Raw genomic sequence first — 26,190 nt, 5'->3', positions numbered from 1 at the left:
TGCGATACTCCCATTTTATCATAAATAGCAGAGAAATTCACGGATATTCTTTGAAAACTAAAAAGAACTTGACTATTAAGATCAAGTTCCATTATTTTCTTTGATAGGAAGTGTCATTCCATCTTTCCAGAGTGAAGGTTTCAAAATCATCGGTCTCTAAAACTGTCAGACTAGCATTGGCCAAGCCTCCCCCTTTGCGGAGGTGAGCTTCTTTATAGCCTAAAAGTGTACGCAGGCTAGCAGTGAGATTTGCCCCATGACCAACGATCAGAATGTTTTCAGCCGGACTTCCTTTCAGAGATTTGATAAATCGAATAGTACGCTGAGTCGTAGAGTAGAGAGATTCGGCTTCAAACATCCTCGTATCAAACTGGGCCAGATTAGAGCGAAAGGCCTTGATTTGTTGTGGGTAAATGGCATTGAGCGTAGCGATTTTTAATCCCTCTAGTTTGCCAAGTTGCCATTCACGTAGGTCAGGAATGCTCTTTAAAGGACAAGGGGCCTGGAGTTGACTTTGGATAATTTCAGCAGATTTAACGGCTCTGGGTAAATCACTAGAATAAATCGTATCAAAAGGAATTTCCTTGAGATACTGGCCAAGTTGTTTTAGGATGTCAATGGACTCTGGAAGAAGGGGAGAGTCGCCGCTAGCACCTTGAAAACGTCCTTCAAGATTCCAGACAGTCCGACCATGACGGACAAAATAGAGTTTCATCAGTTGTTTTCCTCCAAGAGATCAGCAAAATCCGCTTTTACAAAGCTGGCTAAGTCTTGAGGTCGGATGATAATACTGTGCCCGACTTCTCCAGCAGAGACAATCATTTTGTCTAAATCCAAAGCAGTCTGATCAATAAAAATAGGATAATTATGTTTTTGGCGAATGCCGACGGGGTTATTAGCCCCATGAATATAGCCTGTCGTTTTTTCCAAATCTTTTTGAGGAATCATACTTACTTTTTTATTACCAGATACCTTTGCTAGTTTTTTCTCAGCAAGGTGTTCTGTTATGGGAACGATTCCGATGATTGGTCCCGTTTTGTCTCCTAATAGAGCCAAAGTTTTAAAGATGTGAGTTCGATCATATTCCGAAGGAAGTTCTCCCTCAAGCGCGTTGATTTGAATACCATTATGGTCAATACCCGCCTTGGTCAAGATTTGTTCGACCAAGGTTTTTTTATTTTTAACTTTCTTTGCCATTATTTATACTTATCCTCCAATTGACTCATCCAGATACCAAGCCAAATACCAAGTGCAAAGAAGAAGGCGATGAGAACATAACTCACGATAGATAGTCCAGTGTATTGGATACTTTCAGCACTTCCAGCATTTGGAATCAAAATCAAGAGGGTGCTTGATAGCACAATTCCAATAATAAAGTGATAAACACGGGAGTGGTAGTTGTTTAAGGCAAGGTCCATTAATTTTGAAAAAATGATGAGGGTTGCACCTGCACCAATTCCGATAGGAAGGAAGGTACCGAATAAATCAAAGGTCTTAAAACCAGTTAGCATAGGAGCATACAGTCCCAAAATCAAGAGTAGATTTGACGGACTTAAACCAGGTACCAAGATACCTAGAGCTAAAAGAGCACCCGCTAAGATGAAACTAGCGAAACTAGCACTGAGAGAACCAACAACAAAATTTAACGCGTAGAGTCCTAGGCCTGAAAGGATAAAGGTGGTCCAGAACCAGACTAGGTCAATCTTATCACGATCAGATTCTCGAGTAGATTCTTTAAGGAGGCTAGGAACCGTACCGATGATAGCTCCAGCAAAACTCCATAAAACATAGACCTGGTAATTTTCTAGCAGATACTCGATTGGATAAGAAAACAAACCAATGCCTAGCAACATCCCGATTGCTACTGGGATAAAGTATAGGACATTCGCTTTAAAATCTTTAAAGGGGTGAGCCAGAAAGCTAATCATTCGCTCGTAAATTCCCAAAATAGCTGCTAAAACACCGCCAGAAATTCCAGGTAGGATAAATCCTAAGGCGATGACGATTCCTTTAATAACTCTTGCAATCCATGAAAACATCATAAAATCCTCAATTTCATAAAATTCTTTCTCTATTCTATCAATTATAACACAGACGAGAAGAAAATGAAAAAACAAGTGAAAAAGGGAGCGATTTTCACTTGTTTTATGGTCTTAAAAATAGTTTTCTGAAGGTTTCTTCTTTTTCCTTCAAGGTAGAAATGAGATTAATATCTAAATGGTGTTCAAATCCAGCAATTCTTCCTTTGGAAGTATACTGATGGAGGTCATAGTCTAAATCAGTATTAGGCGTGGTTTCAAAGTAACCTGAATCCGTTCCATAGGATGGAATCCAAACAGCAGAGAACTTGTCTGTATTGATACTATGCTCTTGCATGAAATAAACACCGATGTAAATTCCGATATTTTTGGCGCCAAGCGCTTCTAGTTTAGCCCTAAAAGCTTCAACACCTTCGTTCATATCAGACATTGTTTTTTCTTCAACATCGAGCCAATAGTAACTAGGGTTGTATGGAGAAGCAGCATTGTAGAAAACCTCAGCAGCTTTTTCCATTTCTTCCTTACTAGTACCTGCTAGATAGGCATAAACAGCAACTGGAACATTCCGCTTTTGAAATTCTGAAATATGATTTTTATAGGCTTTATCGACACCATTGGCGTGGGCGGCATTATTTGTTTCAGTATGCTGAGCCCCATTGTGGACACGAACAATAACACCAGAAATATTTTGAGACAAGGTATCGTAGTTGATTTCCTCAGGTCTTTGCCAACCAGAGACGTCAATAATAGGTTTGTCAAGATTATGCAAGGCCTGATTTTCAACCTGGACTGCATTTGGCTTAGACTTGACAGGATGGTCTTCATAAGTTGGTCTATTGAGGATCAAAATAGCTATAAATATAGTAAATAAAGTAAAAATAATAGCTGGATGAATCTTTTTTCTCATATCTAAATAGTTTAACGTAAATAGACAAAAAAATCAAAGAAAACATCGGAAAAAGTGAATAAATGGGCGTCTTTTCCCTATTTCTCTGTTTGTTTACTCCTAAGAAACTAAATTATGGTATAATATAAGGGAATTTCTAGAGAAAAGAGAAGATTATGTCAAATTATGCCATTATTTTAGCAGCGGGTAAAGGTACTCGCATGAAATCAGATCTTCCAAAGGTACTTCACAAAGTAGCAGGAATTTCGATGTTGGAACATGTTTTTCGTAGTGTTGGTGCTATTCAACCTGAAAAAACAGTTACTGTAGTTGGTCACAAGGCTGAGCTAGTTGAGCAAGTATTGGCTGGTCAGACAGACTTTGTTACCCAATCAGAACAACTAGGAACTGGGCATGCTGTCATGATGGCAGAGCCCATTCTCCAAAATCGTACTGGGCACACCTTGGTTATCGCTGGGGACACTCCTCTGATCACAGGTGAAAGTTTGAAAAACCTCCTGGACTTCCATATCAATCACAAAAATGTGGCGACTATTTTAACAGCTGAAGCAGCTGATCCTTTTGGATATGGTCGAATTGTCCGCAACGATAACGCAGAAGTTCTTCGTATTGTTGAGCAAAAAGATGCCTCTGACTTTGAAAAGCAAATCAAGGAAATCAATACAGGAACTTATGTATTTGACAATGAACGTCTTTTTGAAGCTCTTAAAAACATCAACACCAACAATGCCCAAGGTGAGTACTATATTACTGACGTGATTGGTATTTTCCGTAACGCAGGTGAGAAGGTTGGCGCCTATACTCTCAAGGATTTTGATGAAAGTCTTGGAGTAAACGACCGTGTGGCTCTTGCCACTGCGGAAGCAGTGATGCGCCGCCGTATCAACCAAAAGCACATGGTTAATGGTGTTAGCTTTGTCAATCCTGAAGCAACTTACATCGACATTGATGTTGACATTGCTCCTGAGGTCCAAATCGAAGCCAACGTTACCTTGAAAGGTCAAACGAAGATTGGTGCGGAGACTATTTTAACAAATGGAACTTATATCGTAGATAGTACCGTTGGAGCTGGAGCCGTGATTACGAATTCCATGATTGAGGAAAGTAGTGTTGCGGACAGTGTGACAGTCGGTCCTTATGCCCATATCCGTCCAGGTTCAAGTCTTGCTTCTCAAGTTCACATTGGAAACTTTGTTGAAGTAAAAGGATCTTCAATCGGTGAAAATACTAAGGCGGGTCATTTGACCTATATCGGAAACTGCGAAGTGGGTAGCAACGTTAATTTTGGTGCGGGAACTATTACAGTCAACTACGATGGCAAAAATAAATACAAAACTGTCATTGGCAATAATGTCTTTGTTGGATCAAACTCAACTATTATTGCTCCTGTAGAACTTGGGGATAATTCTCTGGTTGGAGCGGGTTCAACTATTACCAAGAATGTTCCTGCTGATGCCATTGCTATCGGCCGTGGACGACAAGTTAACAAAGATGAGTATGCAACACGCTTACCTCATCATCCCAAGAACCAGTAGGAGTTTGTCATGGAATTTGAAGAAAAAACGATTAGTCGGAAGGAAATCTATCAAGGTCCTATTTTCAAACTAGTACAAGATCAGGTGGAACTACCAGAAGGAAAGGGTACTGCCCAACGTGACTTGATTTTTCACAATGGAGCTGTTTGTGTACTAGCTGTGACAGCTGATGACAAAATCGTTCTCGTTAAGCAATACAGAAAGGCTATTGAGGCGGTTTCTTATGAGATTCCTGCTGGTAAACTAGAACTTGGTGAAAATGCTGATCCAATGGCGGCGGCCCTTCGTGAATTGGAAGAAGAAGTTGCATACACTGGTAAGTTAGAACTGTTGTACGATTTCTATTCTGCGATTGGATTTTGTAATGAAAAACTAAAACTCTACCTTGCTAGTGATTTGATCAAGGTGGAAAATCCTCGCCCACAAGATGATGATGAAACCTTGGAAGTTCTAGAAGTAAGTCTAGAGGAAGCCAAGAACCTGATCCAGTCAGGTCATATCTGTGATGCCAAGACCATTATGGCGATTCAGTACTGGGAACTACAAAAGAAATAGAGGAGAAACCCATGGGAAAACCTTTATTAACAGACGAAATGATTGAACGTGCCAATCGTGGTGAGAAAATCTCAGGACCACCTCTTCAAGATGACGAGGAAACAAAGATCCTACCAACGTCTTCACAACATTTTGATTATTCACGTTCTAGAGACCACGGTTTTAGTCAAGATACATTAACAATCGAAGTAGAACCAACGATTCATAAAAGTCGTCGCATTGAGAATACCAAGAGAAATGTTTTTAATTCAAAACTCAATCGCATCTTGTTTGCAGTCATCCTACTTTTGATTTTGTTAGTGTTGGCAATGAAACTCTTGTAATTGAAAGGACTTGAAATGAAAATTGGAATCATTGCTGCCATGCCAGAAGAACTCGTATATTTGACTCAAAATTTGGACAAAACTCAAGAAATCCAGGTCTTGGGGAACACCTACTACACTGGTTCTGTTGGCAATACAGAAGTTGTCCTAGTTCAGAGTGGGATTGGAAAGGTCATGTCGGCTATGAGTGTAGCGGTGTTAGCTGACCATTTTCAGGTAGAAGCCATTATCAATACAGGATCAGCAGGTGCTCTTGCCGAAGGGATTGCTGTGGGAGATGTAGTGATTGCGGATAAGTTGGCTTACCATGATGTGGATGTGACTGCTTTTGGTTATGCTTATGGCCAAATGGCTGGTCAACCTCTTTACTTTGAATCAGATAAGAAGTTCATCGCTAGGATTATAGAAAACTTATCTCAATTAGAGCAGACATGGCACCTAGGCTTGATTGCTACAGGGGACAGTTTTATAGCTGGTGATGATAAGATTGCTAGTATCAAATCCCACTTTCCAGATGTTTTAGCTGTTGAAATGGAAGGGGCTGCTATTGCACAAGCGGCTCAGGCTCTTGGCCTATCTTTCCTAGTCATTCGTGCCATGAGTGACAATGCCAATCACGAGGCCTCTATCTCTTTTGATGAGTTTATTATCGAAGCTGGACGTCGTTCTGCCCAAGTATTACTAGCCTTTTTAAAGGCCTTGGATTAAGCGGAAATTTGACAGTTTATCTAGCTTATGATAAGATTTAAATAAAGAAAAGCTAGAAAACGTTTCAGAGGATATTATGAGTATTGAAATGACCGTTAGTGAGATTGCAGAGGTCTTAGGACTATCTCGTCAAGCAATCAACAATCGTGTCAAAGAACTTCCAGAAGAGGACACGAAAAAAAATGACAAAGGTGTAACTGTAGTTACTCGAAGTGGCTTGATCAAGCTAGAGGAAATCTACAAAAAAACGATTTTTGAAGATGAACCAGTCAGTGATGATGTCAAACAACGCGAACTGATGGAAATCTTGGTCGATGAGAAGAATGCTGAAATTCTTCGATTGTACGAGCAACTCAAGGCCAAGGACCAGCAGTTGACAGAAAAAGATGAGCAGATGCGCATCAAAGACCGTCAGATTGCAGAAAAGGACAAACAGTTGGACCAACAACAACAGTTAACTCTTCAAGCCATGAAGGATCAAGAAACCTTGAAACTCGAGTTGGACCAAGCAAAAGAAGAAGTCCAAGCAACCAAAAAAGGCTTTTTTGCTCGCCTTTTTGGAGGAAAATAAAGAAGCTGTTTGGGTTACTCACTAACCTAATGGCTTCTTTTATTATTTATAGTTTAGTTTGGGTAGTAATTGAGGTAAATAATGGAAAAATTAAGAGATTATATCGCCTTTGATTTGGAATTCAATCAACACGAGGGGGTTACCCATTTAATTCAAGTATCGGCAGTCCGTTTTCAAGATGGACAAGAAAGTGCTACTTTTGATTCTTATGTTCATACTACAGCACCTTTAAAGAGTTTTATCAATGGTTTGACTGGGATCACAGCTGAAACCTTGAAAGATGCGCCAAAGGTAGAACAAGTTCTAAAAGATTTTCAGGCATTTGTCGGCAACTTACCTATCATTGGTTACAATGCAGCTAAGAGTGATTTGCCTATTCTATTGGAGCATGGTATTGATTATCGTGACCAGTATAAGGTTGATCTATATGAGGAGGCTTTTGAACGCCGTAGTTCTGATCTACACGGCATAGCCAATCTTAAATTGCAAACTGTTGCAAATTTTTTAGGCTTTCACGGGAAGTCTCATAACAGTTTAGAGGACGCCCGCATGACGGCGCGTGTTTACGAAGCCTTTTTGGAATCGAATGACGGAAAGCTATTAATAGAAGACCAGAGTAGTTTTTCTATGAATAATCCTTTCGGTGGCTTAGATTTATCCCAATTTTTAGATTAGGAGTGCCTATGAAACCTGAAAAACCTAAAAAGCTAGGTTTTAGGAAGATATACTATAACCTAGATAAGATTTTATTTCTATTTTTCTTGATATTTATGATGGTTGAGTTTGTCTGGCTACCATTGAATTCATGGATTGCTGGCATGCTTCTGAGACAAACTGGTTACTTGTTTATCTCCTACAATAACTTTTGGGCGATTATACAAGGCTCGCCTTTTATCAGTTTAGCCTTTCTCGTCTTAATTGCAATCAATCTCCTGGTTGCCTATTTCCAGATCTGTCTTTTGTTTATCGGGGCTCGTCACCTTCTCTATCATGAAAAGAGAACTTTAATTGAGTATAGTAGAAAAGTATTTCACCAGAGCTTTCTATTCGTTAAGCGATTGAGCTTTTGTAAGATGGCTTTTGTCTTTTTTTACATTGCTATGCTTTTCCCGTTCATCCGTAAGATTTTAAAAATCTATTACCTCAACAAAATTATTATCCCGGATTTTATTGTGAATTATTGGGAAGGTAAGCATTGGCTGGTAGGACTGATTCTTATAGCATCCGCTTGGATCTTACTCTATATTTCTGTCCGATTTATGTTTGCCCTGCCTAAGATTCTCTTTGAAAGAAAGACCGTAAGAGAAAGTGTGAAATATAGTCTCCAAAAGACGAAGAAAAACGTTCTTTTCTTCTCTTGGCATCTTTTACTCATTATCATTAAAACGTATCTCTTCTTCTTTGGTTTGTTAATTCCCTTGCTTTTTGCGCAAGCAGTGATGGATAATCTAACTCAAAAAGAATCCTTGATTCTCGGTGTGATTAATTTTGTCTTGATTAAAAATTTCCATTACATGACCCTGACTTATTTCCTAGTGAAGTTTGTTTCCTTCCTGACAGGAGAAGAGCTAGAGATTATGCCAAGGCGAAAGAAAGATCATCTGATGAGATGGGGTGTCATGGGGTGTGCAAGTATCATTTTTGCCATAGAAGGCTACGTTTATCTGGAATCTCCGGATACCAATACACCTTTAGTGATTTCGCACAGAGGAGTAAGTAATAAAAACGGTGTTCAAAATACCGTGCAGTCTTTGGAAAAAACAGCTCAACTAAAACCAGATCTCATCGAAATGGATGTGCAGGAAACGAAAGACGGTCAGTTCGTGATGATGCACGATGCCAACCTCAAAAATTTAACAGGTATTAATGCTACACCGCAAGATTTGACTCTGGATGAATTAACAAATACAGATATTCACGAGAATGGTTATCAAACAAAGATTTCAAGCTTTGATGCTTATTTAGAGCGTGCAAATGCTTTAAACCAAAAATTGCTGATTGAGATTAAAACCAGTAAAAAAGATAGTCCGCAAATGATGGACCATTTCCTCGAAAAGTATGGGGCGACTATCAAGAAATATGGACATCAGATGCAATCACTAGACTACCATGTGATTGATAAAGTGTTGAATTATGATTATGAAATTCCAGTTTACTTTATTCTTCCCTATAACAGTATCTTCCCAAGAACCAAGGCAACGGGTTACACTATGGAGTACTCGACTTTGGATGAATACTTTGTCAATAAACTCTGGACAACTGATCAGAGACTCTATGTTTGGACCGTAAATGGTTCGGAGGCATTTGATAAAGCAGTTCGTCTCGGCGCAGATGGCATGATTACTGATGATCTTGAAATGGTCCAGTCACAAGTCACAATGGCTCAAGACGATCCGGAATATACGGAATTACTCTTAAAGAAAGCAATGGAATTCTTTGATTTCTAAGAAAAAAAGAGAAACAGATGTTTCTCTTTTTCTGTGGATTAGAAAGGCAATTTTCCAGCAAAAGCTCCTAGTTTCTTCTTAGTCGTTTCATCAATTTGTTCAAGTGCTGCGTTAATTGCTTGCGCAGTCATGTCAGAAAGGGTTTCGAGATCTTCTGGATCTACAACTGCTGGGTTGAAGTCAATGCTGACAACTTTTTTGTCTCCGGTTAGGGTTGCTTGGACAAGGTCCTGAGCTGATTTTCCAACAAATTCCATGGCAGCAAGTTCTGCTTGGCTCTGTTCCATTTGTTTTTGAAGTTTTTGTGCTTGGCGCATCATGTTTTGCATGTTCATCATGGCGGTTTACAGTTTCCTTTTTTCTATTATTTTCCTTTTTATTTTATCAATTTTAGGGGCAAAAGTCTATTATTTGTTTAATTCATGAGATATATGAACTTTTATAATGAGTCTCTCAAACAACTTTTAAGAAATTTACTATGCACACTTAGTATTCTGTGCTAAACAAATAATTTCATTTAAGTTTTCTTTAAGGTTTATATTATATTCTAAAGAACTCTATGTTAACCGAACGTTAAGCAGGAAATATAGAGGATAATCTATTTTTCTTTTTTAATTTGTTATGATCTTTTCAGATTTAGTTGCATATTGTTCATTTTTTGGTCGAAATAGTGTGTTGATTCAACTAAATGGCGCTCTATATTTTCTTCATGATAAAGATAGATTGTGATATAATAGATGGTAATGAGTTTTTTAGAATAAACTAAAGGAGAATATAAATGATCTATGCAGGAATCCTAGCCGGAGGAACTGGCACACGCATGGGAATCAGTAATTTACCAAAACAATTCTTGGAGTTGGGTGATCGACCTATTTTGATCCACACAATTGAAAAATTCGTCTTAGAACCAAGTATTGAAAAAATTGTAGTTGGAGTTCATGGAGACTGGGTGTCACACGCTGAGGACCTAGTTGACAAGTATCTTTCTCTCCACAAGAATCGTATCATCATTACCAAAGGTGGGGCTGATCGCAATACCAGTATTGAGAAGATAATAGAAGCCATTGATGCCTATCGTCCAATCACTCCAGAAGATATCGTGATTACCCACGACTCTGTTCGTCCCTTTATCACACTTCGCATGATTCAGGACAATATCAAACTCGCCCAAAATCATGATGCGGTTGACACAGTAGTAGAAGCGGTTGATACCATTGTTGAAAGCATCAATGGTCAGTTTATCACTGATATTCCAAATCGTGCTCACCTTTATCAAGGTCAAACACCTCAAACCTTCCGATGCAAGGATTTCATGGACTTGTATGGATCCCTATCTGATAAAGAAAAGGAAATCCTGACGGATGCATGTAAGATTTTTGTTATCAAAGGGAAAGACGTTGCCCTAGCTAAAGGGGAATATTCAAACCTTAAAATCACAACTGTGACAGACTTGAAAATCGCGAAAAGCATGATTGAGAAAGACTAAGGCTATGATTAATCAAATTTATCAACTGACAAAACCAAAGTTTATCAATGTAAAATACCAAGAAGAGGACATTGATCAGGAGAATCATATCCTGATTCGTCCAAATTATATGGCGGTTTGTCATGCGGATCAACGTTACTATCAAGGGAAGCGTGATCCAAAGGTATTGGCTAAAAAGCTTCCTATGGCCATGATTCACGAGTCTTGTGGAACTGTTATTTCAGATCCGACTGGGACTTATGAAGTCGGTCAAAAGGTGGTCATGATTCCAAATCAACCGCCTATGCAGAGTGACAAGGAGTTCTACGAGAACTACATGACAGGAACCTACTTCCTATCTAGTGGCTATGATGGCTTTATGAGAGAATTTGTCTCTCTACCAAAAGATCGTGTTGTGTCTTATAATGACATTGAGGACACAGTTGCAGCCATTACTGAGTTTGTGAGTGTTGGTATGCATGCCATGGATCGTTTCTTGCATCTCGCTCATAGTAAGCGAGAGCGTATCGCTGTTATCGGAGATGGTAGTTTGGCCTTTGTTGTTGCAAATATTATCAATTATACCTTGCCAGAAGCAGAGATTATCGTCTTTGGTCGCCATTGGGAAAAACTAGAGCTCTTCTCTTTTGCAAAAGAGTGCTACATTACGGATAATATCCCAGAGGATTTGACCTTTGATCATGGATTTGAGTGTTGCGGTGGCGATGGTACAGGTCCGGCTATCAATGACTTGATTCGCTATATTCGTCCACAGGGAACGATTCTCATGATGGGAGTGAGCGAATACAAGGTTAATATCAATACACGAGATGCTTTGGAAAAAGGATTGTTATTAGTGGGATCGTCTCGTTCAGGACGCGTCGATTTTGAGAAGGCCATTCAAATGATGGAAGTTAAAAAGTTTGCGAATCGTCTGAAGAATATCCTTTATGTTGAAGAGCCTGTGAGAGAAATCAAGGACATTCATCGTGTCTTTGCTACAGACCTTAATACTGCTTTCAAAACAGTATTTAAGTGGGAAGTGTAGAAGATGGAGGTTAATTGTGGAGAAACTCATCAAAGAAAAAATTTCTTCTTTACTATCTGATGAAGAGGAAGTACTCAGTGTTGAACAGTTGGGAGGCATGACCAACCAAAACTATTTGGTTAAAACAACCAACAAACAGTATATTGTGAAATTTTTTGGTAAAGGGACTGAAAAACTCATCAATCGTCAAAATGAAAAGTACAATCTTGAACTTTTAGAGGATTTAGATTTAGATGTTAAAAATTACCTCTTTGATATAGAGTCAGGGATTAAAGTAAATGAATACATCGAATCGGCAGTAACTCTTGATTCAACATCTATCAAGTCCAAGTTTGAAAAGATTGCACCAATTTTACAAACCATCCATGCTTCAGGGAAAGAATTAAGAGGAGAATTTGCTCCCTTTGAGGAAATCAGCAAATATGAATCCTTGATTGAGGGACCTATCCCTTATGAAAACTATGAAGCTGTAAGAAAAGATGTATTTTCACTAGAAAAGAGATTGGCTGATTTGGGTGTTGATAGAAAGTCCTGTCATATCGATCTGGTACCAGAAAACTTTATCGAGTCACCTCAAGGTCGCTTGTATTTGATTGACTGGGAATACTCTTCTATGAATGATCCAATGTGGGACTTGGCAGCACTTTTCTTAGAGTCTGAATTTACAAAGCAAGAGGAGGATGATTTCCTTTCCTACTATGAAAGTGAAAAAACGCATGTATCACGTGAGAAGATTCGTATCTATAAAATCTTGCAAGATACTATCTGGAGTTTGTGGACAGTGTACAAAGAAGCTCAAGGAGCTGACTTTGGAGATTACGGTGTCAACCGTTACCAAAGAGCTGTCGAAGGTTTGACTTATTATGGAGGTTAGGATGAAGAATAAAAATGGTGTTTCTTTTGGTCTGCTCTCTGGTATCTTCTGGGGATTAGGTCTAACGATTAGTGCTTACATCTTTTCAATTTTTACAAATCTTTCACCTTTTGTGGTGGCTGCTGCTCATGATTTCTTGAGTATTTTTATCTTGTTAGCTTTTCTTTTGGTAAAAGAAGGAAAAGTTCGCCTCTCGATTTTCTTAAATATTCGAAATGTGAGTGTTATAATCGGAGCTTTACTAGCAGGACCAATAGGTATGCAAGCCAATCTTTATGCGGTTAAATATATTGGTAGTTCTCTAGCTTCATCCGTATCAGCTATTTACCCAGCAGTTTCAGTTTTACTGGCCTTCTTCATTTTGAAACACAAGGTTTCAAAGAATACAGTATTTGGTGTTTTCTTGATTATTGCAGCGATCATTGCTCAAACCTACAAGGTTGAACAAGTTAACTCGTTTTACATTGGAATTCTTTGTGCCCTTGTCTGTGCAATTGCCTGGGGGAGTGAAAGTGTTCTCAGCTCCTATGCTATGGAAAGTGATTTAAGTGAAATTGAAGCCTTGTTAATCCGACAAGTAACCTCATTCTTGTCCTATCTTGTGATTGTGCTCTTTTCACACCATTCATTTGCAGAAGTGGCAGATGGGCAGTTACTAGGCCTCTTGCTTGTCTTTGCGGCCTTTAACATGATTTCCTACTTAGCTTATTATATCGCCATTAATCGCTTACAACCTGCGAAAGCGACAGGTTTGAATGTGAGCTATGTAGTTTGGACTGTCTTATTTGCAGTTGTTTTCTTGGGTGCACCGCTAGATATGCTGACAATCATCACTTCACTTATTGTTATGGCTGGTGTTTATATTATTATTAAAGAATAAAGGAGATTCGTGTGAAAGCGATTATTTTAGCGGCGGGCTTAGGAACTCGTCTGCGTCCTATGACTGAAAATACCCCAAAAGCTTTGGTTAAGGTTAATCAAAAACCCTTGGTAGAATACCAAATCGAGTTTTTGAAAGAGAGAGGAATTGATGAGATTATCATCGTTGTCGGTTACCTCAAGGAACAATTTGACTATCTAAAAGAAAAATATGGTGTCCGTTTGGTCTTTAACGACAAGTATGCTGATTACAATAACTTTTACTCACTTTATCTAGTAAAAGAAGATTTGGCTAACAGCTACGTCATCGATGCAGATAACTATCTTTTCAAAAATATGTTTCGAAACGATCTTAAACGTTCTACCTATTTTAGCGTTTATCGTGAAGACTGTACCAACGAGTGGTTCTTGGTTTACGGTGATGACTACAAGGTTCAAGACATCATTGTTGATAGCAAGGCTGGTCGCATTCTGAGCGGAGTTTCATTCTGGGATGCACCAACTGCTGAGAAGATTGTTGGCTTTATTGACAAAGCTTACGAAAGTGGTGAATTTGTTGATCTCTACTGGGACAACATGGTTAAGGATAATATCAAAGAATTAGATGTCTATGTCGAAGAATTAGAAGGAAATAGCATCTATGAAATTGATAGTGTAAAAGATTACCATAAATTAGAAGAGATTTTATCTACTATTAAATAAGGAAATAGAAGAAGGCTTGGGCCTTCTTTTTTTGTGTATTTTATAACAAGAATGTTTGATATTGATTGTATTCTTTAAATGAAACAAAAATTACAAAAAAATGAACAAAATAAAACAAAAATTATTGACAACGATTTCATATAGTGTTATACTTATTACATAAAAGATAATTGAAAGAAGGGAAAATGTTATGGGATTAGATCAGTTCTTTGACAAAGACCTGGTGTTTTGCTTAGAAGCGGATAATCAAGAACAACTCTTTGATCAGGTAGCAAGCTTGTTGGAAGAACGAGAAATTGTAACTCCAACTTATCGTGAAGCCTTGATCACGCGTGAAAAGTCATTTCCAACTGGTTTAGATATGGAATTTCTAGGTAAGGACTTGCCAAATGTAGCGATTCCTCATACAGATATTGTTCATAATCTAGCTGAGAAAGTAGTGGTTGTTCGATTAGAAAAACCAGTAACTTTTCACAATATGATAGCTCCTGATAAGGAAGTAGAAGTATCCCTACTCTTCTTTATCATTAACAACTCAAGTTCAAGTCAAACAAATATTCTGGCTCAGTTGATGGACTTTTTCACAGGAAATGGACATCTGGAAGATCTATCAAAAATTTCCGAACCAGAAAAACTTTATGCTTATATTGCTGAAGCAACAGCTTAATCTTGTCTATTAAAATATAAAATCGGAGGAAATCCAAATGATTAAAATTCTTGCTGCCTGCGGTGCAGGTGTTAACTCAAGTCACCAAATTAAAAGTGCTCTAGAAGAAGAACTTTCAAACCGTGGTTATGATGTTCACTGTGATGCAGTCATGGTGAAAGATGTAAACGAAGACCTTATGAAAGGTTACGATATCTTTACACCAATCGCTGCAACTGACCTTGGTTTTGAACCAGGTATTCCAGTAATTGAAGCTGGACCAATCTTGTTCCGTATTCCAGCGATGAGCGCTCCAGTATTTGACAATATTGAAGCAGCTATCAAAGAGCACGGACTAAGCTAATTTATTCTTTATCTTGTTAACATTCATAGAACTAAAAAAAACGGGAGGAACTATTATGGATGTCATTATCGAACTAGCCAATAAGCTGTTCAAACCTATCTTGGATATGGGTGGACCAATCATCATGCTGATCATTTTGACAGTATTGGCCCTACTTTTTGGAGTGAAATTCTCCAAAGCGCTTGAAGGTGGTATTAAACTTGCCATCGCTCTTACTGGTATTGGTGCCATCATCGGTATGCTCAATGGAGCTTTCTCAGCATCACTTGCGAAATTCGTTGAAAACACTGGTATCCAATTGAACATCACTGACGTTGGTTGGGCACCACTTGCTACCATCACTTGGGGTTCTGCATGGACACTTTACTTCTTGCTTGTAATGTTGATTGTCAACGTTGCGATGCTTGCAATGAAGAAAACAGACACACTTGACGTTGATATCTTCGATATCTGGCACTTGTCAATCACTGGTCTTTTGATTAAATGGTACGCAGACAACAATGGAGTTAGCCAAGGGGTTTCACTTTTCATCGCAACTGCAGCAGTTGTCCTTGTAGGTGTTTTGAAGATCATCAACTCTGACTTGATGAAACCAACATTCGACGACCTTCTTAATGCACCAAGTTCATCACCAATGACTTCAACACACATGAACTACATGATGAACCCAGTTATCATGGTTTTGGATAAGATTTTTGAAAAATTCTTCCCTGGCCTTGATAAATATGACTTTGATGCTGCTAAATTGAACAAAAAAATCGGTTTCTGGGGATCTAAATTCTTCATCGGTTTCATCCTAGGTATTGTTATCGGTTTGATGGGTACTCCACATCCTGTTGAAGGACTTAAAGATGCTGCAAACTGGCAAGAAGTTATTAAAGGTTGGTTGTCTCTTGGTTTGACAGCCGGTGTGGCTTTGGAACTCTTCTCACTTATCGGATCTTGGTTCATCGCAGCCGTAGAACCACTTTCACAAGGTATTACAAACGTTGCTACTAAACGTCTTCAAGGACGTAAATTCAACATCGGTCTTGACTGGCCTTTCATCGCTGGTCGTGCTGAAATCTGGGCTTGTGCTAACGTACTTGCTCCAATCATGCTAGTAGAAGCTGTGCTTCTTTCAAACGTCGGAAATGGTATCTTGCCACTTGCAGGTATCATCGCTATGGGTGTGACTCCAGCTCTCTTGGTTGTTACACGTGGTAAATTGCTCCGTATGATTATCTTCGGAACACTCTTGTTGCCACTCTTCCTTCTTTCAGGTACTCTAATCGCTCCATTTGCAACAGAACTTGCTAAAGGTGTAGGTGCCTTCCCAGAAGGTGTGAACCAATCTCAATTGATTACTCACTCAACTCTTGAAGGACCAATTGAAAAACTATTTGGTTGGGCAATCGGTAATGCTACAACAGGTGATATCAAAGCAATTCTTGGTGCAGCAGCCTTCCTTGTATTCTATGTAGGTATCTTTGCTTGGTATAGAAAACAAATGATCAAACGTAACGAAGAATACGCAGCAAATGCTAAATAATTCGCTCCTATAAAATGTAAATTGTGAAAACTAGGTTGTTAATTTCCGACATTGGGAGTGGCAACCTAGTTTTTTATCTAAAGATCTAAAAATAGTTGGAGAACATTATGGTAATTGAAATCAAATCAGATCAGTTAACGGTCCAGTTTAAAACCTTAGGTGGCGCCTTATCGTCGATCAAGGATCGAGAAGGCATTGAGTATCTGTGGCAAGGAGATGCCACTTACTGGAGTGGACAAGCGCCAGTACTTTTTCCAATCTGTGGCTCTTTAAGAGAAGATACAGCCTTCTACAGTCATGCAGATGGAACGGAGACGAAAGGAAACATTCCTCGTCATGGTTTGGTCCGTAAAAAAGAATTTGACTTAGTTGATCAAACAGAAAACAGCGTAACCTTTGCTATCGAAGATGATGAGAATACTTATCAAAACTATCCTTATCATTTCCGTCTTGAAATCACTTATCTAGTGACTGGCAAGACTGTTCGTACTCAATACAAAGTCCTTAATAAAGAAACGAATAAAGTAATGCCATTCTTTATAGGAGGACATCCAGGATTTAATTGTCCTCTACTTGATGATGACGTCTATGAAGATTACTATTTAGAGTTTGAGAAAGAAGAGACTTGCTCTGTTCCCCGTCCTTTCCCAGAGACTGGACTCTTAGACTTCCAAGATAGAAGTCCATGGTTGGATTCACAAAAGGAAGTGGATCTCAGTTACGATCTGTTTAGTGTTGATGCAGTGACTTTGGACGAGTTGCAATCCAGAACAATTGCCCTTCGTTCTCGTAAGCATGAGAAGGGATTAAAAGTACACTTCCAAGAGTTTCCAAATCTCATCATTTGGTCTACCCTAAATAAAGGTCCTTTCATCGCTTTTGAACCCTGGTCAGGCTTATCAACTTCAATTGAAGAAGGAAATCATTTAGAAAATAAGAAGAATGTTCGTCTCCTAGAACCGGGTCAAGTTGATCAGATTGGTTTTGATATTGAAATATTTTAGATAAAAAACCACAAAAACAAACATTTTCTGTTGACTTTTACGTAAAAAAGGAGTATATTATGTTTGTAAACAACAAATGATGTTTGTAACAAACAAAAAATCACTTGTTATATTCTTTCTAGGAACTTGATTTCCTAGACTTGGATAAGCTATCGAACAGCTTATTCAATTAAGTTGTCAATAAACTGCTAGAAAGCCTTTTGTACTTATAATACTAGCTATAAAAGTCTTTACTGGCCTAGAAAAATAAAAAGGAGTATACAATATGTCTATTGTTATCGGTGCAGATGCTGCAGGTTTAAGATTGAAAGAAGTTGTGAAAGACTTCCTAGAAAAAGAAAACTTCCACGTAGTGGATGTTACAGCAGAAGGCCAAGACTTTGTCGATGTGACTCTTGCAGTTGCTTCGGAAGTGAACAAAGAAGAACAAAATCTTGGTATCGTGATTGACGCTTATGGTGCTGGTCCTTTCATGGTCGCAACTAAAATCAAAGGAATGGTTGCTGCAGAAGTTTCAGATGAACGTTCAGCTTATATGACTCGTGGACACAACAACTCACGTATGATCACTATGGGTGCACAACTTGTTGGTGACGAATTGGCCAAAAACATTGCTAAAGGTTTTGTTAATGGTAAATACGACGGTGGACGTCACCAAATTCGTGTCGACATGTTGAACAAAATGTGTTAATTAGATTACAGTAAGAAAGGTAAGTTAAAAATGAGAATTGCAATTGGATGTGACCACATCGTAACAGATGAAAAAATGGCGGTTTCAGAATTTTTGAAATCAAAAGGATATGAAGTCATTGACTTTGGTACATATGACCACACACGTACTCACTACCCAATCTTTGGTAAAAAAGTTGGTGAAGCCGTTACAAGTGGTCAAGCTGATCTTGGGGTATGTATCTGTGGTACTGGTGTTGGTATCAACAACGCTGTAAATAAAGTTCCAGGAGTTCGTTCTGCCTTGGTTCGTGATATGACAACAGCACTTTATGCAAAAGAACAATTGAATGCCAACGTTATTGGTTTTGGTGGTAAAATTACTGGTGAATTGCTCATGTGCGATATCATTGAAGCTTTCATCAATGCTGAATACAAACCATCAGAAGAAAACAAAAAATTGATTGCGAAAATTGAGCACGTTGAAACTCACAATGCTCATCAAGCAGATGCAAACTTCTTTACAGAATTCCTTGAAAAATGGGATCGCGGTGAATACCACGACTAAGAGGTGACGCATGATTTTAACAGTCACAATGAATCCATCCATTGATATTTCTTATCCTTTGGATGAATTAAAAATTGACACTGTCAACCGTGTGGTGGACGTGACCAAGACAGCTGGTGGTAAAGGGCTCAATGTTACACGAGTGCTTTCAGAATTTGGTGATTCTGTTGTTGCTACTGGTTTGGTCGGTGGTAAACTTGGTGAGTTTTTAGTAGAGCATATCGATGATAAAGTAACGAAACGTTTCTTCTCCATTCAAGGAGAGACTCGTAACTGTATCGCTATTCTACACGGTGAAAACCAAACAGAAATCCTTGAAAAAGGTCCCGAAGTTCTGGAACAAGAAGGGCAAGATTTCTTGGCTCATTTCGAAAATCTTCTTGACACTGTGGAAGTAGTAGCCATCTCTGGTAGTCTTCCAGCTGGGCTTCCAGTTGACTACTATGCAAGCTTAGTAGAACTTGCTAATCTCGCAGGAAAACCAGTTGTTCTAGACTGCTCAGGTGCTGCCCTTCAGGCGGTTCTTGAATCACCACATAAACCAACAGTAATCAAACCAAATAACGAAGAATTGTCTCAGCTTCTAGGCAGGGAAGTTTCTGAGGATTTAGATGAATTAAAAGAAGTTCTTCAAGAGCCTTTATTTGCAGGGATTGAGTGGATTATCGTTTCACTTGGTGCAAATGGTGCTTTTGCAAAACATGGTGATACTTTCTACAAGGTAGATATTCCAAGAATTCAGGTAGTTAATCCTGTCGGATCTGGAGATTCTACTGTGGCAGGGATTTCGTCAGGACTTCTTCATAAAGAATCGGATGCAGAACTCCTCATCAAGGCAAATGTTCTTGGTATGCTCAATGCTCAAGAAAAAATGACAGGTCATGTCAATATGGCCAACTATCAAGGTCTATACGACCAACTAATCGTAAAAGAGGTATAAAATGGTTTTAACAGAAAATAAACGCGCTTGCTTGCAAAAACTCTCAGATGAAAACGGCATTATCTCAGCTCTTGCCTTTGACCAACGTGGTGCTTTGAAACGCCTCATGGCTCAATACCAAACAGAAGAGCCAACAGTAGCTCAAATGGAAGAACTCAAAGTATTGGTAGCAGATGAATTGACAAAATACGCATCCTCTATGCTTCTCGACCCTGAGTATGGTCTTCCAGCTACTAAAGCCCTTGATCCAAATGCTGGTCTTCTCCTTGCTTATGAGAAAACTGGCTACGATACAACAAGCACCAAACGCTTGCCTGACTGTTTGGATGTTTGGTCTGCAAAACGCATCAAGGAACAAGGCGCTGACGCTGTCAAGTTCTTGCTTTACTATGATGTAGACAGTTCTGACGAACTCAACCAAGAAAAACAAGCCTACATCGAACGTATCGGCTCTGAGTGTGTGGCAGAAGATATTCCTTTCTTCCTTGAAATCTTGGCTTACGATGAAAAGATTGCGGACGCAGGTTCTGCAGAATACGCTAAAGTGAAACCACACAAGGTTATTGGTGCTATGAAGGTCTTCTCAGACCCACGCTTTAACATCGATGTCTTGAAAGTAGAAGTTCCAGTCAATGTTAAATACGTTGAAGGCTTTGGTGATGGTAAAATCGTGCATACACGCGAAGAAGCAGCAGCTTTCTTCAAAGCACAAGATGAAGCGACTAACTTGCCATATATCTACTTGAGTGCAGGTGTATCAGCCAAACTCTTCCAAGAAACACTTGTCTTTGCCCACGAATCAGGCGCAAACTTCAACGGCGTTCTTTGTGGCCGTGCAACCTGGGCTGGATCAGTTGAAGCCTACATCAAAGACGGTGAAGCAGCAGCTCGTGAGTGGTTGCGTACAACTGGATTTGAGAACATTGACGAACTCAACAAGGTTCTTCAAACAACAGCGACTTCATGGACTGAACGTGTATAAGTTTCCCCCCCTAATCTTAGGAACATTGATCTAAATAAAAAATTTAAAAAAAGTTGAATGTAAAGGTTTACAAAAAAACTTACTTGTGCTATACTTAAATCACAAGTTAATACAAGGTGAGTGTTACTAAGTAATATTAGGCATGATCACAGGTGGATTAGAAATCAAAAGATTTTCTAGTTCATTTGTGGTCATTTTTTATACTCATATACCTTTAAGAGATAAAAGGAGGTTGCCATGTATCGAATTCTAAACCCAATGAATCACAACGTCTCTCTTGTCAGAAATGACAAGGGAGAAGAAGTGATTGTGATTGGTAAGGGGATTGCATTTGGGAAAAAGAAGGGGGATTTAATTTCTGAAGATCAAGTTGAGAAAATCTTTCGGATGAAGACAGAAGAGTCCAGAGAAAATTTTATGGCTCTGCTCAAAGATGTTCCGCTGGATTTTATCACAGTGACTTATGAGATTATTGATAAGCTTTCTAAGAAATATCATTATCCGATTCAAGAGTATCTCTACGTAACCTTGACAGATCATATTTACTGTTCTTACCAAGCTCTAACACAAGGACGGTACAAGGATAGTAATCTGCCAGATATTTCCACTAAGTATCCTGTCGCTTTTCAAATCGCAAAGGAAGCTTTTGAAATCTATCGTCAGAAGTTGACAGATCATTTCCCGGAGGATGAAATTATTCGGATTGCTTATCATTTCATCAATGCCGAAGGTGAAAATGAAGTGGAACTTGTGGAGTCGATTGATAAGAGGAAAGAAATCCTCAGGAATGTTGAAGAAGTGCTAAAGGGTTATGCAATTCAACGAACCAAAGAGAATAATCATTTCTATGATCGTTTTATGATTCATTTGAATTATTTCTTGGATTATTTAGACAGATCTAGAGATGATAACCAATCACTTCTGGATATGGAAGATCATATTAAACAATCCTATCCAAAAGCGTTCGAGATTGGTTCCAAGATCTATGATGTGATTACGCAACATACGGGTCTTGATTTGTATAAAAGTGAACGAGTTTATCTAGTTCTACATATCCAACGTTTATTGTCATAAAAATTTAATTAAAAATACATAAGGAGAATTCTATCATGAATAGAGAAGAAGTAACATTGTTAGGTTTTGAAATCGTAGCCTATGCTGGCGATGCTCGTTCGAAACTATTGGAAGCCTTGAAGGCTGCTGAAGCTGGTGATTTCGCGAAAGCGGATACTCTCGTGGAGGAAGCAGGTGGTTGCATCGCGGAGGCACACCACGCGCAAACAAGTCTATTGACTAAGGAAGCAGCTGGTGAGGACTTAGCTTATAGTGTAACCATGATGCATGGCCAAGACCACTTGATGACAACTATCTTGTTAAAAGACTTGATGCACCATTTAATCGAACTCTACAAGAGAGGAGTTAAGTAATGAACAAACTAATTTCATTTATCGAGAAAGGAAAACCTTTCTTTGAAAAACTGTCTCGTAATATCTATCTTCGTGCTATTCGTGATGGTTTCATTGCAGGGATGCCTGTTATTCTCTTCTCAAGTATCTTTATCTTGATTGCTTTTGTACCAAACTCATGGGGCTTTAAATGGTCTGATGATGTTGTTAATCTCCTCATGAAACCTTATAGCTATTCAATGGGGATTCTAGCTCTCTTGGTAGCTGGCACAACAGCTAAGTCATTGACCGACTCAGTAAACCGTAGCATGGAAAAAACCAATCAAATCAACTATATGTCAACATTGTTGGCAGCGATTGTTGGTTTGTTGATGTTGGCAGCTGATCCGATTGAAGGTGGCTTTGCGACAGGTTTCCTTGGGACAAAAGGTTTGCTTTCAGCCTTCCTTGCTGCCTTTGTTACTGTAGCAATCTATAAGGTTTGTGTTAAGAACAACGTCACTATTCGTATGCCTGACGAAGTTCCACCAAATATCTCACAAGTCTTTAAAGATGTGATTCCATTCACTCTATCAGTGGTTTCTCTTTATGCTCTTGATTTACTAGCTCGTCATTTTGTTGGTGCAAGTGTAGCTGAATCAATCGGTAAATTCTTTGCACCATTATTCTCTGCTGCTGATGGTTATCTAGGTATTACCATTATCTTTGGTGCCTTTGCCTTCTTCTGGTTTGTTGGTATCCATGGTCCATCTATCGTTGAACCAGCAATCGCAGCTATTACCTATGCAAATGCTGAAGTCAACTTGAACCTTCTCCAACAAGGGATGCATGCAGACAAGATCCTTACTTCTGGTACACAAATGTTTATCGTTACCATGGGTGGTACTGGTGCGACACTGGTTGTTCCATTCATGTTCATGTGGTTGACCAAATCGAAACGAAATCGTGCAATCGGACGTGCTTCAGTAGTACCAACCTTCTTTGGTGTAAATGAACCAATCTTGTTTGGTGCACCGCTTGTCTTGAACCCGATTTTCTTTATTCCATTTATCTTTGCTCCAATTGCCAACGTATGGATCTTTAAATTCTTCATTGAAACGCTTGGCATGAACTCATTTACTGCCAACCTTCCTTGGACAACACCAGGTCCGCTCGGTATTGTTCTCGGTACAAACTTCCAATTCTTGTCATTTGTACTTGCTGCTTTGTTAATTCTTGTTGATGTAGCCATCTACTATCCATTCCTCAAGGTTTATGATGAACAAATTCTTGAAGAAGAGCGTTCAGGTAAAGCCAATGATGAATTGAAAGAAAAAGTAGCAGCAAACTTCAATACTGCCAAAGCAGATGCGATTCTTGAAAAAGCAGGTGTAGAAGCATCTCAAAATACAATTACAGAAGAAACCAACGTACTCGTTCTCTGTGCTGGTGGAGGAACAAGTGGACTTCTTGCAAATGCTTTGAACAAGGCAGCTGCGGAGTACAAGGTTCCTGTTAAAGCAGCAGCTGGTGGCTATGGAGCTCACCGTGAAATGTTGCCTGAGTTTGATCTGGTTATCCTTGCTCCTCAAGTTGCTTCAAACTTCGAAGACATGAAGGCCGAAACCGACAAACTTGGTATCAAACTTGCCAAGACAGAAGGTGGCCAATACATTAAATTGACTCGCGATGGAAAAGGCGCTCTTGCCTTTGTTCAAGCGCAATTTGAACAATAAAATTTTAGAAGTGAGATGGCGAAACTCCTCCCAACTCTATCTCCATCTCATTTCTATTTCTTGAAAGGTGAATTAAATGACAAAAACACTTCCAAAAAACTTTATTTTTGGCGGGGCAACAGCAGCCTATCAAGCAGAAGGTGCGACCAATACTGATGGTAAAGGACCAGTTGCCTGGGACAAATACCTCAAAGATAACTACTGGTACACTGCTGAACCAGCCAGTGATTTCTATCACAAATACCCAGTTGACCTCAAACTTGCAGAAGAGTATGGTGTCAATGGTATCCGTATTTCAATCGCTTGGTCACGTATCTTTCCAACTGGTTATGGGAAGGTTAATGACAAGGGGGTTGAGTTCTATCATAATCTATTTGCAGAATGTCACAAACGGCATGTTGAGCCCTTTGTAACTCTTCATCACTTTGATACGCCAGAAGCACTTCATTCAAATGGAGATTTCCTGAACAGAGAAAACATTGATCACTTTGTGGATTATGCAGCCTTCTGTTTTGAAGAATTTCCTGAAGTCAATTATTGGACAACCTTTAATGAAATTGGGCCGATAGGAGATGGTCAGTATTTGGTTGGGAAATTCCCTCCAGGTATTCAGTATGATCTTGCCAAAGTCTTTCAATCTCATCACAATATGATGGTGTCACATGCGCGTGCAGTCAAGCTATATAAAGATAAAGGCTATAAAGGGGAAATTGGTGTGGTTCACGCCCTGCCTACTAAATATCCTCTAGATCCTGAAAATCAAGCAGATGTTCGTGCAGCCGAGTTAGAAGATATCATCCACAATAAATTTATCTTGGATGCAACTTATCTTGGACGATATTCCGGAGAAACCATGGAAGGCGTCAACCATATTTTATCCGTCAACGGTGGAAGCTTAGATCTGCGTGAAGAAGACTTCGCCGTGCTAGAAGCTGCAAAAGACTTGAATGACTTCCTTGGCATTAACTACTACATGAGTGATTGGATGCAAGCCTTTGACGGAGAGACGGAAATCATCCACAATGGAAAAGGTGAAAAAGGAAGTTCTAAATATCAGATTAAGGGAGTTGGACGTCGAGTGGCGCCTGACTATGTCCCACGTACAGATTGGGATTGGATTATCTATCCTAAAGGTTTGTATGATCAAATCATGCGCGTGAAGAAAGATTACCCAAATTACAAGAAAATCTACATCACAGAGAATGGTCTCGGATACAAAGATGAGTTTGTGGATGGAACAGTCTACGATGATGGACGGATTGATTATGTTAAGAAACATATGGAAGTGATTGCAGATGCAATCTCTGATGGAGCCAATGTCAAAGGTTACTTTATCTGGTCGTTGATGGATGTCTTTTCTTGGTCAAATGGTTACGAAAAGCGTTACGGCCTCTTCTATGTTGATTTTGAAACCCAGGAGCGCTATCCAAAGAAATCAGCTCACTGGTATAAAAAACTAGCTGAGACACAACTTATTGAATAAAATTCAACAAAAATTCCCCGCCAAAAGGCAGGGGAATTTTTATGGTTTTGATAAAAGAATGGTTGTTTGTTTCGATAGATCTTCAAATGTTTCCTGACTCAGTTTGGAATCTGAAACGATGGTATCAATCTCTGAGATATTGTAGAACGTGTAAAAATCAAACTTATTAAACTTGCTGTGGTCTGCCAGTAAGTATTTTTTATTGGCATTGTTCAAGGCGATTCGTTGTACCTCGCCCTCTTCTTCACTGAAAGTAGCAATTGCCTTATCCTTAATACCATTACAGCTTACAAAAGCTTTAGAAAACTGAAGATTGGTCAAATCCTGTAAAGTAAGTGTCCCTACAAAAGCACCAGTGATAGAGCGATAATTTCCACCAATCAAGATCAAATCTGTTAGTTTTCGTTCGTTTAGGATGAGAAAAACAGGAAGACTGTTTGTTACAACACGAATGTTATCGATAGGGAGTTCACGAGCAAAACATTCTAAGGTTGTTCCTGGCCCGATAAAAATAGTTTCACCTTCGTCAATCAAATGGCCGGCAAAACGGCTAATTTCTTGTTTTTCAGCAATCTGTAAGCCTTGTTTTTCAACGTTTGACCGTTCGTTGTTTAAGAGAGAACCTGTACGAAGTTTTTCAGCGCCACCGTGCACACGAACCAGCAAATCCTTGTCTGCTAATTCTTGTAAATAGCGGCGAGCTGTCATATCTGACACATCAAGACTCTCCATAATCTCTTTTACAGTAATAGTTCCCTTTGTATTTACTGTTTCTAGAATACTATCTAGTTTCTCTTGCTTTAGCATCCTTATCACCTCGATTTCTACT

30 protein-coding genes are annotated in these 26,190 nt (G+C 39.1%); 24 read left to right on the top strand and 6 right to left on the bottom strand.

What is annotated here, in order from left to right:
- Nucleotides 1-91 precede the first annotated feature (91 nt).
- The 4 genes from HMPREF1115_RS07445 to HMPREF1115_RS07430 form a co-directional block, all read right to left on the bottom strand.
- Nucleotides 92-715, bottom strand: coding sequence for a histidine phosphatase family protein (locus HMPREF1115_RS07445; RefSeq protein WP_000780821.1), 624 nt, complete (start codon nucleotides 713-715; stop codon nucleotides 92-94).
- Nucleotides 715-1,197 carry an aminoacyl-tRNA deacylase gene (locus HMPREF1115_RS07440; RefSeq protein WP_001085920.1) on the bottom strand — a complete coding sequence of 161 codons (483 nt, stop codon included), beginning with the start codon at nucleotides 1,195-1,197 and terminating at the stop codon, nucleotides 715-717. The genes HMPREF1115_RS07445 and HMPREF1115_RS07440 overlap by 1 nt, the downstream gene beginning before the upstream one ends.
- Nucleotides 1,197-2,039, bottom strand: a complete 843-nt coding sequence (locus HMPREF1115_RS07435; protein WP_002882393.1) for a DUF368 domain-containing protein — start codon at nucleotides 2,037-2,039, stop codon at nucleotides 1,197-1,199. Before HMPREF1115_RS07435 ends, HMPREF1115_RS07440 begins: the two co-directional genes overlap by 1 nt.
- A gap of 106 nt (nucleotides 2,040-2,145) precedes the next feature.
- Nucleotides 2,146-2,946, bottom strand: coding sequence for a glycoside hydrolase family 25 protein (locus HMPREF1115_RS07430; RefSeq protein WP_001227576.1), 801 nt, complete (start codon nucleotides 2,944-2,946; stop codon nucleotides 2,146-2,148).
- A gap of 155 nt (nucleotides 2,947-3,101) precedes the next feature.
- Here HMPREF1115_RS07430 and glmU point away from each other — a divergent pair, with 155 nt between their 5' ends.
- The 7 genes from glmU (at nucleotide 3,102) to HMPREF1115_RS07395 (ending at nucleotide 9,085) form a co-directional block, all read left to right on the top strand.
- A complete protein-coding gene (gene glmU, locus HMPREF1115_RS07425) occupies nucleotides 3,102-4,481 on the top strand; it encodes a bifunctional UDP-N-acetylglucosamine diphosphorylase/glucosamine-1-phosphate N-acetyltransferase GlmU (RefSeq protein ID WP_000073755.1) in 1,380 nt (459 codons plus the stop codon).
- 9 nt (nucleotides 4,482-4,490) lie between these two features.
- A complete protein-coding gene (locus HMPREF1115_RS07420) occupies nucleotides 4,491-5,036 on the top strand; it encodes an NUDIX hydrolase (RefSeq protein ID WP_000393790.1) in 546 nt (181 codons plus the stop codon).
- A gap of 11 nt (nucleotides 5,037-5,047) precedes the next feature.
- The gene (gene macP / locus HMPREF1115_RS07415) at nucleotides 5,048-5,359 is read left to right on the top strand and encodes a cell wall synthase accessory phosphoprotein MacP (protein ID WP_000517870.1); all 312 of its coding nucleotides are present in this window, start codon (nucleotides 5,048-5,050) and stop codon (nucleotides 5,357-5,359) included.
- Between the two features lie 15 nt (nucleotides 5,360-5,374).
- Nucleotides 5,375-6,067, top strand: a complete 693-nt coding sequence (locus HMPREF1115_RS07410; protein ID WP_025171000.1) for a 5'-methylthioadenosine/adenosylhomocysteine nucleosidase — start codon at nucleotides 5,375-5,377, stop codon at nucleotides 6,065-6,067.
- Nucleotides 6,068-6,143: 76 nt separating this feature from the next.
- Nucleotides 6,144-6,638 carry a chromosome segregation protein RocS gene (rocS, locus tag HMPREF1115_RS07405; RefSeq protein ID WP_000021250.1) on the top strand — a complete coding sequence of 165 codons (495 nt, stop codon included), beginning with the start codon at nucleotides 6,144-6,146 and terminating at the stop codon, nucleotides 6,636-6,638.
- Between the two features lie 81 nt (nucleotides 6,639-6,719).
- A complete protein-coding gene (locus tag HMPREF1115_RS07400; protein ID WP_000413628.1) occupies nucleotides 6,720-7,313 on the top strand; it encodes a 3'-5' exonuclease in 594 nt (197 codons plus the stop codon).
- An 8-nt stretch (nucleotides 7,314-7,321) separates the two neighbouring features.
- A complete protein-coding gene (locus HMPREF1115_RS07395; RefSeq protein WP_000801714.1) occupies nucleotides 7,322-9,085 on the top strand; it encodes a glycerophosphoryl diester phosphodiesterase membrane domain-containing protein in 1,764 nt (587 codons plus the stop codon).
- Nucleotides 9,086-9,123: 38 nt separating this feature from the next.
- Here HMPREF1115_RS07395 and HMPREF1115_RS07390 read toward each other — a convergent pair whose 3' ends face one another.
- Complete coding sequence (locus HMPREF1115_RS07390; protein ID WP_000981515.1) at nucleotides 9,124-9,423, bottom strand: YbaB/EbfC family nucleoid-associated protein; 300 nt, start codon at nucleotides 9,421-9,423, stop codon at nucleotides 9,124-9,126.
- A gap of 440 nt (nucleotides 9,424-9,863) precedes the next feature.
- Here HMPREF1115_RS07390 and HMPREF1115_RS07385 point away from each other — a divergent pair, with 440 nt between their 5' ends.
- The 17 genes from HMPREF1115_RS07385 to lacG all read left to right on the top strand — a co-directional run bounded on the left by HMPREF1115_RS07385 (nucleotide 9,864) and on the right by lacG (nucleotide 25,361).
- Nucleotides 9,864-10,571 carry an IspD/TarI family cytidylyltransferase gene (locus HMPREF1115_RS07385; protein ID WP_000638519.1) on the top strand — a complete coding sequence of 236 codons (708 nt, stop codon included), beginning with the start codon at nucleotides 9,864-9,866 and terminating at the stop codon, nucleotides 10,569-10,571.
- A gap of 4 nt (nucleotides 10,572-10,575) precedes the next feature.
- Entirely contained in the window at nucleotides 10,576-11,598 is a 1,023-nt protein-coding gene (locus HMPREF1115_RS07380) for a ribitol-5-phosphate dehydrogenase (RefSeq protein WP_000609912.1), read from the top strand.
- A gap of 16 nt (nucleotides 11,599-11,614) precedes the next feature.
- Nucleotides 11,615-12,472, top strand: a complete 858-nt coding sequence (locus tag HMPREF1115_RS07375; protein WP_000413086.1) for a phosphotransferase family protein — start codon at nucleotides 11,615-11,617, stop codon at nucleotides 12,470-12,472.
- A 1-nt stretch (nucleotide 12,473) separates the two neighbouring features.
- The gene (locus tag HMPREF1115_RS07370) at nucleotides 12,474-13,352 is read left to right on the top strand and encodes a DMT family transporter (RefSeq protein ID WP_000791841.1); all 879 of its coding nucleotides are present in this window, start codon (nucleotides 12,474-12,476) and stop codon (nucleotides 13,350-13,352) included.
- Between the two features lie 11 nt (nucleotides 13,353-13,363).
- Nucleotides 13,364-14,053 carry a sugar phosphate nucleotidyltransferase gene (locus HMPREF1115_RS07365; RefSeq protein ID WP_000643951.1) on the top strand — a complete coding sequence of 230 codons (690 nt, stop codon included), beginning with the start codon at nucleotides 13,364-13,366 and terminating at the stop codon, nucleotides 14,051-14,053.
- A gap of 190 nt (nucleotides 14,054-14,243) precedes the next feature.
- Nucleotides 14,244-14,720 (top strand): PTS sugar transporter subunit IIA, encoded by a 477-nt coding sequence (locus HMPREF1115_RS07360; protein ID WP_000522014.1) that lies wholly within the window; start codon nucleotides 14,244-14,246, stop codon nucleotides 14,718-14,720.
- A 37-nt stretch (nucleotides 14,721-14,757) separates the two neighbouring features.
- A complete protein-coding gene (locus HMPREF1115_RS07355; protein WP_000590563.1) occupies nucleotides 14,758-15,063 on the top strand; it encodes a PTS sugar transporter subunit IIB in 306 nt (101 codons plus the stop codon).
- A 55-nt stretch (nucleotides 15,064-15,118) separates the two neighbouring features.
- Nucleotides 15,119-16,594, top strand: coding sequence for a PTS galactitol transporter subunit IIC (locus HMPREF1115_RS07350; RefSeq protein ID WP_000382516.1), 1,476 nt, complete (start codon nucleotides 15,119-15,121; stop codon nucleotides 16,592-16,594).
- Nucleotides 16,595-16,701: 107 nt separating this feature from the next.
- On the top strand, nucleotides 16,702-17,598 hold the full coding sequence (locus HMPREF1115_RS11905; protein WP_000234156.1) for an aldose 1-epimerase family protein: 897 nt from the start codon (nucleotides 16,702-16,704) through the stop codon (nucleotides 17,596-17,598).
- Nucleotides 17,599-17,863: 265 nt separating this feature from the next.
- Complete coding sequence (lacA, locus tag HMPREF1115_RS07340) at nucleotides 17,864-18,289, top strand: galactose-6-phosphate isomerase subunit LacA (protein WP_000029281.1); 426 nt, start codon at nucleotides 17,864-17,866, stop codon at nucleotides 18,287-18,289.
- A gap of 30 nt (nucleotides 18,290-18,319) precedes the next feature.
- Nucleotides 18,320-18,835: a galactose-6-phosphate isomerase subunit LacB gene (lacB, locus tag HMPREF1115_RS07335; RefSeq protein WP_001216921.1), complete on the top strand. Its 516-nt coding sequence runs from the start codon at nucleotides 18,320-18,322 to the stop codon at nucleotides 18,833-18,835.
- A 10-nt stretch (nucleotides 18,836-18,845) separates the two neighbouring features.
- A complete protein-coding gene (locus HMPREF1115_RS07330) occupies nucleotides 18,846-19,775 on the top strand; it encodes a tagatose-6-phosphate kinase (RefSeq protein WP_000604303.1) in 930 nt (309 codons plus the stop codon).
- Nucleotide 19,776: 1 nt separating this feature from the next.
- Nucleotides 19,777-20,757, top strand: coding sequence for a tagatose-bisphosphate aldolase (gene lacD, locus HMPREF1115_RS07325; protein ID WP_000244541.1), 981 nt, complete (start codon nucleotides 19,777-19,779; stop codon nucleotides 20,755-20,757).
- A 237-nt stretch (nucleotides 20,758-20,994) separates the two neighbouring features.
- The gene (locus HMPREF1115_RS07320) at nucleotides 20,995-21,831 is read left to right on the top strand and encodes a PRD domain-containing protein (protein ID WP_000285734.1); all 837 of its coding nucleotides are present in this window, start codon (nucleotides 20,995-20,997) and stop codon (nucleotides 21,829-21,831) included.
- Between the two features lie 35 nt (nucleotides 21,832-21,866).
- Nucleotides 21,867-22,184, top strand: a complete 318-nt coding sequence (locus HMPREF1115_RS07315) for a PTS lactose/cellobiose transporter subunit IIA (protein ID WP_001078327.1) — start codon at nucleotides 21,867-21,869, stop codon at nucleotides 22,182-22,184.
- Nucleotides 22,184-23,878 carry a lactose-specific PTS transporter subunit EIIC gene (locus HMPREF1115_RS07310; RefSeq protein WP_001037488.1) on the top strand — a complete coding sequence of 565 codons (1,695 nt, stop codon included), beginning with the start codon at nucleotides 22,184-22,186 and terminating at the stop codon, nucleotides 23,876-23,878. The genes HMPREF1115_RS07315 and HMPREF1115_RS07310 overlap by 1 nt, the downstream gene beginning before the upstream one ends.
- Before the next feature lie 76 nt (nucleotides 23,879-23,954).
- Nucleotides 23,955-25,361 (top strand): 6-phospho-beta-galactosidase, encoded by a 1,407-nt coding sequence (gene lacG, locus HMPREF1115_RS07305; protein WP_000169310.1) that lies wholly within the window; start codon nucleotides 23,955-23,957, stop codon nucleotides 25,359-25,361.
- A 39-nt stretch (nucleotides 25,362-25,400) separates the two neighbouring features.
- Here lacG and HMPREF1115_RS07300 read toward each other — a convergent pair whose 3' ends face one another.
- Nucleotides 25,401-26,168, bottom strand: a complete 768-nt coding sequence (locus HMPREF1115_RS07300) for a DeoR/GlpR family DNA-binding transcription regulator (protein ID WP_000917592.1) — start codon at nucleotides 26,166-26,168, stop codon at nucleotides 25,401-25,403.
- Nucleotides 26,169-26,190: the final 22 nt, after the last annotated feature.

This window comes from Streptococcus oralis SK610, from assembly GCF_000257455.1.
Classification (GTDB): Bacteria; Bacillota; Bacilli; order Lactobacillales; family Streptococcaceae; genus Streptococcus; species Streptococcus oralis_CB.
This window is presented reverse-complemented; position numbering and strand designations above follow the sequence as displayed.